This window comes from Nitrospinota bacterium, from assembly GCA_016217735.1.
Classification (GTDB): Bacteria; Nitrospinota_A; UBA7883; order JACRGQ01; family JACRGQ01; genus JACRGQ01.
Genome location: JACRGQ010000031.1, coordinates 20,296 through 33,168 on the forward strand (window position 1 = coordinate 20,296; position 12,873 = coordinate 33,168).

At 60.2% G+C, this 12,873-nt stretch carries 12 protein-coding genes; 8 read left to right on the top strand and 4 right to left on the bottom strand.

What is annotated here, in order from left to right:
* Positions 1 to 435 precede the first annotated feature (435 nt).
* Positions 436 to 1,725, top strand: coding sequence for a hypothetical protein (locus HZA03_05075; GenBank protein ID MBI5637324.1), 1,290 nt, complete (start codon positions 436 to 438; stop codon positions 1,723 to 1,725).
* A 125-nt stretch (positions 1,726 to 1,850) separates the two neighbouring features.
* Positions 1,851 to 1,967: a prolipoprotein diacylglyceryl transferase gene (locus HZA03_05080; protein MBI5637325.1), complete on the top strand. Its 117-nt coding sequence runs from the start codon at positions 1,851 to 1,853 to the stop codon at positions 1,965 to 1,967.
* A 246-nt stretch (positions 1,968 to 2,213) separates the two neighbouring features.
* On the opposite strand, the gene HZA03_05085 is transcribed toward HZA03_05080, so the two are convergent.
* Positions 2,214 to 2,516: a type II toxin-antitoxin system RelE/ParE family toxin gene (locus tag HZA03_05085; GenBank protein ID MBI5637326.1), complete on the bottom strand. Its 303-nt coding sequence runs from the start codon at positions 2,514 to 2,516 to the stop codon at positions 2,214 to 2,216.
* A complete protein-coding gene (locus tag HZA03_05090; GenBank protein MBI5637327.1) occupies positions 2,513 to 2,734 on the bottom strand; it encodes an addiction module protein in 222 nt (73 codons plus the stop codon). Before HZA03_05090 ends, HZA03_05085 begins: the two co-directional genes overlap by 4 nt.
* Positions 2,735 to 2,934: 200 nt before the next feature.
* Between HZA03_05090 and gatC the strand changes: the two genes are divergently transcribed.
* The 5 genes from gatC (at position 2,935) to nadB (ending at position 8,786) form a co-directional block, all read left to right on the top strand.
* Positions 2,935 to 3,219: an Asp-tRNA(Asn)/Glu-tRNA(Gln) amidotransferase subunit GatC gene (gene gatC, locus HZA03_05095; GenBank protein ID MBI5637328.1), complete on the top strand. Its 285-nt coding sequence runs from the start codon at positions 2,935 to 2,937 to the stop codon at positions 3,217 to 3,219.
* Between the two features lie 8 nt (positions 3,220 to 3,227).
* A complete protein-coding gene (gene gatA, locus HZA03_05100; protein MBI5637329.1) occupies positions 3,228 to 4,697 on the top strand; it encodes an Asp-tRNA(Asn)/Glu-tRNA(Gln) amidotransferase subunit GatA in 1,470 nt (489 codons plus the stop codon).
* Positions 4,698 to 4,957: 260 nt separating this feature from the next.
* Positions 4,958 to 6,388 (top strand): ATP-binding protein, encoded by a 1,431-nt coding sequence (locus HZA03_05105; GenBank protein MBI5637330.1) that lies wholly within the window; start codon positions 4,958 to 4,960, stop codon positions 6,386 to 6,388.
* A 46-nt stretch (positions 6,389 to 6,434) separates the two neighbouring features.
* Positions 6,435 to 7,145 carry an FHA domain-containing protein gene (locus tag HZA03_05110; GenBank protein MBI5637331.1) on the top strand — a complete coding sequence of 237 codons (711 nt, stop codon included), beginning with the start codon at positions 6,435 to 6,437 and terminating at the stop codon, positions 7,143 to 7,145.
* 24 nt (positions 7,146 to 7,169) lie between these two features.
* Positions 7,170 to 8,786, top strand: coding sequence for an L-aspartate oxidase (nadB, locus tag HZA03_05115; GenBank protein MBI5637332.1), 1,617 nt, complete (start codon positions 7,170 to 7,172; stop codon positions 8,784 to 8,786).
* Between the two features lie 307 nt (positions 8,787 to 9,093).
* Here the strand turns inward: nadB and HZA03_05120 are convergent, their stop codons facing one another.
* Positions 9,094 to 10,407 carry a hypothetical protein gene (locus HZA03_05120; protein MBI5637333.1) on the bottom strand — a complete coding sequence of 438 codons (1,314 nt, stop codon included), beginning with the start codon at positions 10,405 to 10,407 and terminating at the stop codon, positions 9,094 to 9,096.
* A gap of 104 nt (positions 10,408 to 10,511) precedes the next feature.
* Here HZA03_05120 and typA point away from each other — a divergent pair, with 104 nt between their 5' ends.
* Positions 10,512 to 12,335: a translational GTPase TypA gene (gene typA / locus HZA03_05125; GenBank protein ID MBI5637334.1), complete on the top strand. Its 1,824-nt coding sequence runs from the start codon at positions 10,512 to 10,514 to the stop codon at positions 12,333 to 12,335.
* Positions 12,336 to 12,468: 133 nt separating this feature from the next.
* Here typA and HZA03_05130 read toward each other — a convergent pair.
* A partial coding sequence (locus HZA03_05130) for a hypothetical protein (GenBank protein MBI5637335.1) occupies positions 12,469 to 12,873 on the bottom strand: 405 nt, incomplete at its 5' end.

Genomic DNA, 12,873 nt, shown 5'->3' on the forward strand with positions numbered 1-12,873 from the left:
GAGCGCCTCTGGAATGACGAAAAACTCGGCACGAGCGGTCTTTCCTGCATGTCGTGCCACGCCGATCATGAACATTTGAACCTCAACAAGGTAAAAGGATGGCCGCATTTCGTAAAAATGACCGGCGACATCGTTACGCTGGATCAAATGGTCAATTACTGCATGATAAACCCGATTGCGGGAGATCCGCTTGACCCGAACTCCATCGAAATGACCGCCATGACCGCCTATTACCGGCAGTATGCGGCATCCTTCAAAAAGAAATAATGGATGGAAACGGCGCATGGTGCGTCCTGATATAATCGGTTTTATGAAAGGGAAAATTGAAATGAAACGCATGACGAAACTGTTTGTTGCGGCGGTTCTAGCCTCCGCCATCGGCCTGGCCGGCACGCCCGCGTGGGCCGAGGGGAAGAACCCCTGCGGTAAGAACCCGTGCGCCGCGAAGAATCCCTGCGCCGCGAAAAACCCGTGCGCGGCGAATCCCTGTTCAATGAAGGGAATGAAACACGACAAGCAGGGAAAAACGAAAAACCCCTGCGCGAAGAATCCGTGCGCCAAGAACCCTTGCGGCAAAAAATAAGCTTCTTCGCATTTATCCTTTTATCGGGAATTGCGCTCTCCCCCCTGTCTTCCACCGGGGGAGAGCCTTCCCTTTCAGGGCACTGGCATCGTCCCGCGCCCGCCGGAAAGGGTGATTTTTCACTTTATCCCCAAAGTTGCGGCTCCTGTCATACCACGCAATACGAGGGGTGGAAGGAATCGCTCCATGCCAAAGCGGTGGGTCCGGGATTGCTGGGCCAACTGGATGTTGGAGAATATCCTGAGACCGCGCTTTCATGTTATACCTGCCACGCGCCCCTTCTGGAGCAGCAGGAAGTTCAGGAAAAGGAAAACGAAAAATATCATCCAAACCGCCGCTTCGATGCGGCATTGCAAAAATCAGGCGTAAGCTGCGCGGCATGTCACATACGTAACGGCAAAGTGGTTGGACCGCCCCCATCAGGCGGGCTGAAAACAGCAAAAGCTGATATAGGCAAACACGGCAAATCAGAATCGCGCGATTTTTTCCAAAAATCGGAATTCTGCGCCGCGTGCCACCAATTGGATGAAGGTTACAGCCTCAACGGGAAGTTACTTACAAACACCTACCGCGAATGGAAGCAAAGCGCGTGGGCGCAACAGGGGGTGCGGTGCCAGAGCTGCCATATGCCGGATCGTGCCCATCTTTTCAAAGGCATTCATGATAAAGAAATGACGCTTCGCGCGGTCGACATCTCCATTTCGCGGGAGGGAGGCCCGGCGAAATTGACCATTTCAAACATTGGCGCGGGACATTATTTCCCGACCTATGTCACGCCGCTTATTGCAATAAAAGCGTTTTCCGTGGATACGTCGGGAAAAACCATTGCCGGATCGCAGAGAGAGGATTTTATCGGCCGCAAAGTAAGCATCGATCTTGAAAAAGAGGAGTTTGATACCCGTATCCCTCCCAACGGAACCCATCAGTTCGTCTACGTTGGAGCAACGGCTGGAACAGCAACCGTTTTATTTGAAGTATGGGTTTATCCCGATCAATTCTATTACAACCTTTTTAAATCATTGCTGGAGGGCAACAGCGCCTCCGACCCGGAGCTTATCAAGCAAGCGATGGGAAATGCAAAATCCACCCCCTATCTCTTGTGGAAAGGGGAAGCGGCGGTGAAAAGCCGGACAAAGCAATAAACCCATGTTACCCGGATGGAAACCGGACAGATGACGTTGAAACCAATGGTCGAGGCGTCCTACCCGCTGGAAGACGGGCTTGCCGCGTTCGGGCATGCCGCCGCGATGAAAGTGCTGGTCGGCTGATGTTTCCGGTAATACTGCAAATCGGCCCGTTGAAACTCTTCACCTACGGCCTGATGGCGGCCATCGGTCTGTTAGTAGGAGTAACGCTTGCCGCCCGCCGCGCGGAAAAAGAGTGATCAGGGCCAGGTCTTGCTTTGTAGCATTGGGCGGTAGGCATGGCGGCGGCCTATAGGCCATTTCCGCGGCGGTTTGTGCGCGTCTGGCTCCGCCAGCTCCGCCGCTCCCTGATTGTCTACTCTGTCAACGCGGGAAAGTCGGCCCCCCCGCCTTCGCGGGGGCAGGATCGGGCCGATGTACTAAAGTCCCCCCTTAAAGGCTGGCGGGGAACGGGGTGGGATTTTAGGCGCGGCATTCCGGCCTCCCTACGATTCCTTCGCCATGTTTTCAATCCAATATCGCGGTTCGCGGTGAAGATGCGCAACCGCGACCACAAAGATTGTGTCGGAATCCATGCCGTAAATAATCCCATAAGGGAACCGGGAGAACAAACAGCGCCGAAGACCTTCCTCGATTTCCACGCACGAAAAAGGAAACGCCACGGCCCTTCTGATAACCTTATCCAGATCGTCGAGAAATTGCGTATCCAATCCGGCCGATTGGGATGCATACCAAGCCACGGCGTCATCAACCTCAAATTGCGCGGGTTTGAGGAAGCGTACTTTCATGCGATGCGATGTTTGTCCATGACTTGACCATAGGGGACCGTTTCCATTTTGCCCTGCTTATGCGCCTGCCAGCGCCTGCGAGCCTCGTCCGCCCAAATCCGGTCAATTTCCGGGTCTGGCCTGTCGAGCTGCAGAAGGATGGAATCCACCAGTTCAATCTTCTCAATATCCGGCAAAGATTTGATCTTTACCGCAAGCTCGTCCCTGATCGTTCCCATAAATATTTCTCCTGGCTTCCATAGTACAAGATAGTTTCACGGCTTGTCCAACTCAAGCTGGTTTTTGCCGCGCTCCCCTGATATACTCCTGCAACACCAAAACACTCATTGCGATGGAGAGAGACCGATATGCCTAGCCCGACAAAGAAAAAGAAACTGAAAAAACGCTGGCGCTCGAAGAAAGCTTCCCACCGGAAATAATGCTTACCGCCGAAGAAGTCTTGAAGGTGGCCAAACTGGCCAACCTCAGGATCAGCGAACGGGAGGTGGCGAAGACGGCCCACGACCTCTCCGCCATCCTCGGCCACATCGAGCAACTGGGCAAACTCAATACGGCCGACGTGCCGCCGACCAGCCACGTGATCGGGGTGGAGAACGTCTTCCGCGAAGACGCCGTCACCGCGCACTTCGACCACGCCAAGTCGCTGGCAAACGCGCCGGCCCAGGCGAAAAACTACTTTTCCGTCCCCCGCATCATCGAATAGGCGGGCGCATGGCGGAACTGCACAACGAGACCATCGCCTCCCTCTCCCGCAAACTGGCGGCGGGGGAAACCACGTCCGCCGCGCTCACGAAAAACCTGCTGGAGCGGATAGAGCGGCTCGACCCGCAAGTGAAGGCTTTCCTCCGCGTGGAAAAAGAGGATGCGCTGGCGCAGGCCGCCGACGCGGACAAGCGCCGCGCCGCCGGGGAAAAGGGGCCGTTGCTCGGCATCCCCGTCGCGGTGAAGGACAACATCGCCATCGAAGACCGCCTCACCACCTGCGCATCGAAAATACTGGAAAACTTCCGCGCTCCCTACTCCGCCACCGTGGTAAAAAAACTGCGGGGGGCCGGCGCGGTGCTTATCGGCAAGACCAATCTGGACGAATTCGCCATGGGTTCATCCACGGAGAACAGCGCGTTTTTCACCACCCGCAACCCGTGGGACCTCAATGCGGTGCCGGGAGGCTCCAGCGGCGGTTCCGCGGCTGCCGTGGCGGCCGGTTTCGCCCCCGCCTCGCTCGGCTCCGACACCGGCGGCTCCATCCGCCAGCCGGCCTCGCTGTGCGGCGTCGTCGGGCTGAAACCGACCTATGGGCGCATCTCCCGCTTCGGCCTCGTCGCCTTCGCCTCGTCGCTGGATCAGATAGGCCCCTTCGCCCGCACGGTGGAAGATACGGCCCTGCTGATGAACGTGCTGGCGGGGCACGACCCGCTCGACTCCACCTCCGTCGATATGCCGGTGCCGGATTACGCGGCGGCGCTGAAAAAAGACGTGAAAGGGATGGTGATCGGCCTGCCGAAGGAATACCTCGTCGGCGGCATCGATCCCGCCGTTGAAACAGTGGTCAAAACCGCCGCCGAACGGCTGGCGAAGGAAGGCGCGCGCATCGAGGAGATATCGCTCCCCCACACCGAATACGGAATCTCGGTGTACTACGTCATCGCCACCGCCGAGGCGAGCAGCAACCTCGCCCGCTACGACGGCGTCAGATACGGCCACCGCAGCAAAGAGAGCCACGACCTCGCCGCCATGTACGTGAACAGCCGCTCCGAAGGGTTCGGCCCGGAGGTGAAACGCCGCATCATGCTGGGAACCTACACCTTGAGCAGCGGCTATTACGACGCCTACTACCTGAAAGCGCAAAAGGCGCGGACGCTCATACTCAACGACTTCCGCGCGGCGTTCAAAAAGTGCAACGTGATCCTCACCCCCACGGCGCCCACCCCGGCCTTCACCATCGGCGAAAAAGCGGATAACCCGCTGCAGATGTACTTGAGCGACATTTTCACCATCAGCGCCAATCTGGCAGGCATCCCCGGCATCAGCGTGCCGGGCGGCTTTGCGCCGAACGGCAGGCCGATCGGCGTGCAGTTGATGGCGGCCCACTTCGGCGAAGAGACCCTCTTCACCGCCGCCGCCGCCTACGAGCGGCTGCGCGACGCGGTCGTCGGTTCCACCTTCCCCAAACTGGGCTGATTTTCACGGTAGGACACGCATTCCTGCGTGTCGTTGGTCCGTTAGGGCCAATTTTGTCAGCCCTTTCGAGCTGATGACAGACAAGATGGGAGGAGCGGAATGGCTTTTTTCCATCCGCTCCGGAGATGGCCTATAGGCTGCTGTCTGTCCTACCCGCCATATTTTTTCAAACTGAGACACCAACCGGAACGGGCGCGGCAAAATAACCAACCATCCCGTGTGATATACTGTAAGGAAATATTTCATCCGGAGGGGGGAATTTGAAGGGGGAGCTTCGGTCGCTGCGGGGAATCATTCTCCGCCGCCTCGCGCTCATCAGCGTTATCGGCGTGGGACTCGTCTGCATCGTTCTTTCCTACCTCCTTTACCAGCGGGACAAGGTATCCATTTATAACCAAGCCAGGGGAGAGGCCGAGCTGATCCGCACCGGGCTGCTTTCGGTGATGATGGCAACCGGCGACCCGGAAGCGGTGCGCGGCACGGTTGATAACTTCAAAAAACAGGTGAAGTTCGATTTCCGCATGGTGCGCGGGGAGCATATCCGCAAGCAGTTCGGCATGCGCGATGGGGAAGAGCCGCACGACGGCATGGAGCGGGCGGTGCTTCAAGGCGCCCTGCCTGAATACGCCGAACTGGACGGCGCCTCCTTCCGCCTCGTCTTCCCCTTCAAGGCGGATGAACGGTGCGGCCGCTGCCACGTGGGTCTTGACGGCAACCCGGTCGCCGCCGGGACGGTATTGGGGATGTCGGAAATGACCTTTAACGTCGCCGAATGGCGCGATGCGTCGATCCGTCTCACCACCCATGTGGTGACCGGCATGCTGCTCATCATCCTGGCGCTGGGGGGGGCGCTTTATTGGCTCTTTGCCAAAGAGGTGATGGAACCGGTGCATGACATAGCCAATACCATCGCCCGCATGGAAGAAGATGGGGCCGTTTCCGCGCTTGCGCCCGCCACCTCGCGCGAGATCGCCATCCTCAACCGGCAGGTGGAGCAGATGTTCAAGTCGCTGGAGGACGCCCGCCATGCCCACGAGAGCGCGCTGGAAGAAGAACGGCGGAAAATGGCGCAGATACGCTCCTTCGCGCTGGAACAGGCCGACGCGCTGGGGATAACCGACGCCACCGAGGTGGATCTCATCATAAAACGCCTCTCGTACGCGGTGCAGGAGGTGGAAAAAAACGACATGCTGAAGCAGGTGGCCGATTTCGTCACCCTGGAGAAAAAAGAGATGGTGCTGGGCAATGACCGCCGCCTCATACGCCCCACCGCGCTCTACCTCACCAACCTGATCGCCAATTCCCAGGGAAGCCTGAAAAAGGGATCGATGGAACTGGCGCTGGAAGAGGCCATCACCAACGCCATCGTGCATGGCAACCTGGAGGTTTCCTCAAAACTCAAGGAAGATGATTTCGATCTGTTCGAGCGGGCCGTGGGCGAACGGATGGCTCTGCCGCCGTTCAGCGAACGCGGCGTGAAGATCAGCTATGACTACGACCGGCAGAGCGCCACCTTCCGGATCGAGGACGAAGGTCCCGGCTTTGATTGGTCCCATTTCCTCAAGAAAGAGGTCGACCCGGAGTTGCTCCCCCACGGCCGCGGCATCATCATTATCCGCACCTTCGCCTCCGCCGTCGCCTATAACGAAGCGGGGAACGTGCTCACCCTGACCTTCGATTTGGGGGCCTGATTCCCATACCCATCCGTTCCCGTGATGGGGTATAATCCAGCCCCATATGGCAAGACTGGTGGTCAAGCTCAACAACGAAGTGGTGAAAGAACAGCCCCTCGCCGCGGGCGTCGTTTTCGGACGCGAAACGGGGGACATCGTCCTTAAAAACCCCGCCGTTTCCGCCAAGCACGCGCGCATCGCCGTGGAGAAAAACCATTTCATCCTGCACGACCTCAAAAGCACCAACGGCACGTTCGTCAACAAAGGGCGGATAACCAGCCAGGAACTGCATCACGGCGACGTCATCAACATCGGCAAATTCGAAATCCTTTTCGTCAACGAAGAGGAGGCAAAGACCTCATCGGATTTCTTCGGCGCCGCCGAGGTGGCCGGCATGACCGTCATGATCAACGCCGAAGAAATGATGAAACAGCAAAAAGCCAAAGAAGAGGAGATGAAGCGCAAGAGCGAAGCGGCGCAGCTCATCGTCATTATGGATCAAAGCGCCAGCGGCTCCGGCAGGCTGGTGTTCCACAAGCTGGACAAGGAAACGACGCTGCTCGGCTCCGGCGACGGCGCGGATATCAAGACCCCCGGCATCACCATCGGCGCCATCGCCGCCGCCATCACCCGGCGCGCCGGGAAATACAGCATCAAGCCGATGGGGGGGTTCACCAAGCCGAAACTGAACGGCGAAAAAATAACCGGTGAAAAGGATTTGAAAAGCAAGGACCGGATCGAACTGGGCCAATACCAGTTTGAGTTCCGGGTCTAGCCGCCCCGCTTCCCCCACGACCGCATGGCACGCACCGGCGCTTCCCCCGTTTTAACGTTCGACTACCTTGTCATAGGCTCCGGCATGGCGGGGCTGATTTTCGCCCTCGACGCGGCCCGCGCGGGGCGCGTGGCGATCATCACCAAGCGGGAGATGAAAGAGTCCAACACCCAGTACGCGCAGGGGGGGATCGCCGCCGTCACGTCGCTGGACGACACCTTTGAGCTGCATGTGCAGGACACGCTGAAGGCGGGGGACGGGCTGTGCCGGGAAGAAGCGGTCCGCCTGCTGGTGGAGGCCGGTCCCGACGCCATTGAATACCTCATCGGCATCGGCGCGCGCTTCACGCGGCAGGACGGCGGCCCCGGCGCGCCGCTCTCGCTGCACCGCGAGGGGGGCCACAGCAAGCGCCGCATCATCCACACCGAAGACCTCACCGGCCGGGAGATCGAGCGCGCGCTCATCGCCGCCGCCCGCCTGGAAAAAAACATCACCGTAATGGAGCACCACACCGCCATCGACCTCGTGCTGCAATCGAAGATCGAAGGAACGGGCGGCCCGGCGCGGGTGGCCGGGGCGTTCGTGCTGGACGCCGCCGCCGGCATCGTGAAAACCGTCCTCGCCCCCGCCACCTTCATGGCGGCCGGCGGCATGGGGAAAGTCTACCTCTACACCACGAATCCGGACATCTCTTCCGGCGACGGCATAGCGATGGCCTACCGCGCCGGGGCCGGCATCGCCAATATGGAGTTCATGCAGTTCCACCCCACCTGCCTCTACCACCCGGAGGTGAAATCGTTTCTCATCACCGAGGCGATGCGGGGGGAGGGGGCGCTGCTGCGGCTGGTCACCGGCGAAACGTTCATGGAGAAATACCACCCGATGGGCTGCCTGGCCCCGCGCGACGTGGTGGCCCGCGCCATCGACACCGAGATGAAAAAGCGGGGCGACGACTACGTGCATCTCGACGCCACGCATTTGCCGCCGGAGACGGTGCGGGAAAAATTCCCCAACATTTACCGCACATTGCTGTCGCACGGGCTGGACATAACAAAGGACAAGATGCCGGTGGTGCCCGCCGCGCACTACATCTGCGGCGGGATCAATGTGGATTTATGGGGGCGCACCTCGCTGCCGGGCCTCTACGCCGGCGGTGAAAACGCCTGCACCGGCGTGCATGGCGCCAACCGCCTCGCCAGCAACAGCCTGCTGGAGGCCATCGTATTCAGCCGCCGCGCCGCGCAAAAAGCGGCGGAAGAATGGGCGCCGCGCTCCATCAACATCGTCAACCCCTGGTCGGCGGGAAACGCCGTCGATTCGGACGAGCAGGTGGTCATCGCCCAGAACTGGGACGAGATACGCCGCACCATGTGGAATTACGTCGGCATCGTCCGCTCCGACAAACGGCTGGTGCGCGCCCAGCGGCGCATCAAGCTGGTGCGCGATGAAGTGAAGCAGTATTATTGGGACTTCAACGTAACCTCGGACCTCATCGAACTGCGCAACATCCTCACCTGCGCCGACCTCGTCATCGAAAGCGCCATGCTCCGCCGCGAAAGCCGCGGCCTCCATTACAATATCGATTGTCCGGCCAAGGAATCCGTCCCGCGCGACACCATCCTCCGCTCCGCCGTGAAATAACCCGCCCCCGCGTCATCCCCGCGCAGGCGGGGATCCAGCCATACTATCCAAGCTCTCTTTATCCCCTTCCCCTCTCCGGGGTAGGTGCGAATTCATTCGCACGGAAGCGGCGGAATAAACATGCGGCGGCGGAGTGTTGAATAATCCCCGTTGTCATTCTGAGCACGGCGAAGAATCCCTTTCCGGAATGATATCCTTCACCGTTGGTTCAGGATGACACAGCGGGGGCAAGCAATTCCTCTCGCCACCATACCCAAATGCTACAAAGCAAGACCCCGACACCCTCGGCTTCGGCGTGGATGGTGGGCTAAAGCGCGCCGGCTTCGCGGTGGATGCCGGTCAGCGGCGCGGAAGCGGCGGCCACGCCCGGCTTTTGCGCCGTTGCCAAACACTTCCCGTTCGCGGCGTAGTACAGCGCCGCTTTCAGCGACGGCTCCGCCGGATCCCCCAGCGGAACGGTCAACCCGTCGTCCGCCGCGCAGGTGGCGGGGATGCCGTTGTAATATCCCCCTTCCGCATGGGCATTTTCCAGCTCAAAGGCGACCGCCGATATCACGTTGCCGCAAAAGGAACAGCCGTACATTCCCGCCGGCTTGCCGTGGGTTTTGCTTCCGATCACCGCCACATCCATAAACGGTTTCAGGCCGTTGATGAACGATTCGCTTGCCGAGGCGGTTGCGCCGGTGGCGATGACAACCACCCGCCCGCCGGACGCCGCCGGGCCGGTGCCGGTGAAACGGAGCAGCCGGTCCAACCCGCGGTGCGCCGCATTATGCCGCAAGCGGGCGAACACGCCGCCGGCCGCGCGGTAGTCCGCCACCCGCCCCGCGATGCAGGCGGACGCGTCCATCAAACCGCCGCCGTTGTAGCGCAGGTCCACCACCAGTTCCCGTATTCCCGCGTTCTGGAACACGGCAAACGCCGCGTCCACCGCCGCGGGGGTGGTTTCGTTAAAGGAGGTGAACGCAAGATAGCCGATTGAAACCCCGCCGTAATGCAGCACGCGGGCGTCATACACCGGCGGCACCGTCACCTCGCCTTTGGTCAGCGTTACATTCCCGGCCGCGCCGGAGGCATCGGTATATCCGATGTCCATCTGTACGCCCGCCGCATCCGCCCCGAACTGCTGCGTCCAGAGGTTTTGGGCGGCGATCTGCGCAACCGGTACGCCATTAAGGCCGGTCACCGCGTAACCACGCCGCAATCCCGCCGCGGCGGCCGCCGAGCCGGGGTAGACGATGTTGAGCCGCCAGACGCCGTCGCTCCCCTGCTTCACGCCAAGCCCGTAACCGATATATTTTCCCCGCGAAAAAAGGGCGGTAAAAGTGGAGGCGGAGGTTATATAGCTCCACCGGTCTTTGGGGGCATACACCATCGCCGCCAGAACATCGGCGGGGGTGGCGTACGCGGCGTAATCGACCACCGGCGCGGCATCGGCCCAGAAATAAAAATCCTTCATCAAATCATGCACATAGCGGTTCTGCGAAACCGCGTCGCAGGCGGCGGGCGGCGCGGGACAGACGGCCGCGGCGGAACCGCCTCCGCCGCCGCAACCCGCCAGCAACGGGACGGCCAACAACATGCCCGCCCATACGGGTACCGCCCGGATAATCTTCACCATCGAACAATACTAGTGTATCCGCGGGCGAAATAGTATATACTTACAAACTTTACTATTGCCCATATGCGGCGGTAGCGGCCGCAACAATTATTGGAATTGAACGAATGAAACAGCAGGACATACGGAACGTTTGCGTTATCGCCCACGTCGACCACGGCAAAACCACGCTGGTGGACACCCTTTTCAAGCAGACCGGCACCATGCGCGACAACGAGCGGATGGGAGAGCGGGTCATGGATGCCAACGACCTCGAAAAAGAGCGCGGCATCACCATCTTCTCCAAGAACGCCTCGGTTCTCTGGAAGGGGAAGAAGATCAACATCGTCGATACCCCGGGGCATCACGACTTCGGCGGCGAGGTGCAGCGCATCCTCAAGATGGTGGACGGCGCGCTCCTGCTCGTCGACGCGGTGGACGGCCCGATGCCGCAAACCAAGTACGTGCTGGAAAACGCCCTTAAACTCGGGCTGGCCCCGATAGTCGTCATCAACAAGATCGACCGCGCCGACGCGCGCCCCGACTGGGTGCTGAATCAGGTGTTCGACCTATTCGCGGCCTTGGGCGCAACCGATCGGCAGCTCGACTTCAAGGTGGTCTATACCTCCGCCAAGCAGGGCATAGCCTCGCTCGACCCGGCCGTGTTGGGCGTCAACATGGAGCCGCTGCTCGACGCCATCCTCGAACGGGTCGACGCGCCGGAGGTGGAACCGGACAAGCCGTTCCAGATGCTGGTCACTTCGGTGGAATACAGCGATTACCTCGGCCGCATGGGGGTGGGCAAAATCCTGCGCGGAAAGGTGAACACCAACACGCAGATTGCCCGCATCGACCGTGAGGGAAACATCACGTTCAACATGATCATGAAACTCTACTCCTTCGTGGGAATCACCCGTAAAGAGGTGGAATCCGCCGTGGCCGGCGACATCGTCATCATCGCCGGCTTCAAGGACCTGGAGATCGGCGAAACGCTGGCCGACAAGGAATACCCCGAGGCGCTGCCGACCATCGAGATAGACGAACCGACCATCTCGATGTACTTCAGCGTGAACACCTCCCCCTTCGTCGGCCGCACCGGCGACAAGCTGACCGGCCGCCACCTGCAGGAGCGGCTGGAGCGCGAGCTGCGCAGCAACCTGGCATTGCGCGTGGATCGCGTGGAAAACAGCGACTCGTACCGCGTCAGCGGGCGCGGCGAACTGCACCTCTCCATCCTCATCGAAACGATGCGCCGCGAAGGGTACGAGCTTTCCGTCTCCCGCCCCGAAGTCATCGCCCGCGAGATCGACGGCAAGAAGATGGAGCCGGAGGAGTTCGTCATCGTCGACGTGGATGACGAATACGTCGGCAAGGTCATCGAAAAATTCGGATCCCGCAAGGGGATGATGAAGAACATGTCCCCCCAGATGGAGGGGAAATCCCGCCTCGAATTCACCATCCCGGCGCGCGGCCTCATCGGCATGCACGGCGAACTGCTCACCGATACCCGCGGCTCCGCCACGATGAGCCACAGCTTTCACAGCTTCATCCCGTGGGCCGGCGCCATACAGGGCCGCCGCAACGGCGTGTTGATCAGCGGCGACGACGGCACCTCCACCGCCTATGCGATGGACAAGCTGCAGGACCGCGGCGAATTTTTCGTGGAGCCGGGAACCGATGTCTACGTCGGCATGATCGTGGGCGTGTGCAACACCGACACCGACATGGTGGTGAACGTGGTGCGCGGCAAGAAGCTCTCCAACATGCGCGCTTCCGGCTCCGACGACATGGTGCAGTTGGCGCCGCCCCGCAAGCTCTCGCTGGAGCAGTCGCTCGAGTTCCTCGAAGACGACGAACTGGCCGAGATCACGCCGGATTTCATCCGCCTGCGCAAGCGGTACCTCAACGAGGAAGACCGCAAGCGCCACCGGCGGCAGACCGTCAACAGCTGATCCCGTTGGGCGGCGTGCGGCCGCGGCGAAACGCCGCCCCGCGCCGCCCGGTTCTTTTCGGCGCGGCCGCCGCCGGACGCGTTGCCTCATGGGAAAAGGCAACCGAAGGAGGCGCGGATTTTTGATCGATGCCTCAAGATTCAGGTAACCGTAAATCATTAAAGAACCCCCGGAGTTTTTTCTCAATCTCTTTTTTCAGATGGAACGGATTCAGCGTTGCATGAACTGCCCGGAGCTTTTCCTTCGCCTCATCGGCGGCATGGGAAGAATCCGGCAACCGCTGATAGGGGGTGGCCGGCGTATCGTACTTTTTGATGTACTTTGAGTTCACCTTCGTTTTCTCCACCAGCTTGCGCTCGAACACATCTGGCCGGTGGCCAGCCACAACGCCTTTAAATGCCGGACAACCGCCGCGTCGTACACCGGCCGGGGGCCGCTTTTCTTCCGGGCGGGTTTGGACTTTGCCGAAAGAATGCGGATCGCGTATTTGCGGTTGTACGCGCAATTGACGCAAAATTCCGACAGTATCCGGCCCTTC

Excerpts from the sequence above, each read along its gene's own strand:
- gatC (MBI5637328.1), top strand. The coding sequence starts at position 2,935 with ATGCTTACCGCCGAAGAAGTCTTGAAGGTGGCCAAACTGGCCAACCTC.
- HZA03_05120 (MBI5637333.1), bottom strand. The coding sequence starts at position 10,407 with ATGGTGAAGATTATCCGGGCGGTACCCGTATGGGCGGGCATGTTGTTG.
- typA (MBI5637334.1), top strand. The coding sequence starts at position 10,512 with ATGAAACAGCAGGACATACGGAACGTTTGCGTTATCGCCCACGTCGAC.
- HZA03_05090 (MBI5637327.1), bottom strand. The coding sequence starts at position 2,734 with ATGGGAACGATCAGGGACGAGCTTGCGGTAAAGATCAAATCTTTGCCG.
- gatA (MBI5637329.1), top strand. The coding sequence starts at position 3,228 with ATGGCGGAACTGCACAACGAGACCATCGCCTCCCTCTCCCGCAAACTG.
- nadB (MBI5637332.1), top strand. The coding sequence starts at position 7,170 with ATGGCACGCACCGGCGCTTCCCCCGTTTTAACGTTCGACTACCTTGTC.
- HZA03_05110 (MBI5637331.1), top strand. The coding sequence starts at position 6,435 with ATGGCAAGACTGGTGGTCAAGCTCAACAACGAAGTGGTGAAAGAACAG.
- HZA03_05085 (MBI5637326.1), bottom strand. The coding sequence starts at position 2,516 with ATGAAAGTACGCTTCCTCAAACCCGCGCAATTTGAGGTTGATGACGCC.
- HZA03_05080 (MBI5637325.1), top strand. The coding sequence starts at position 1,851 with ATGTTTCCGGTAATACTGCAAATCGGCCCGTTGAAACTCTTCACCTAC.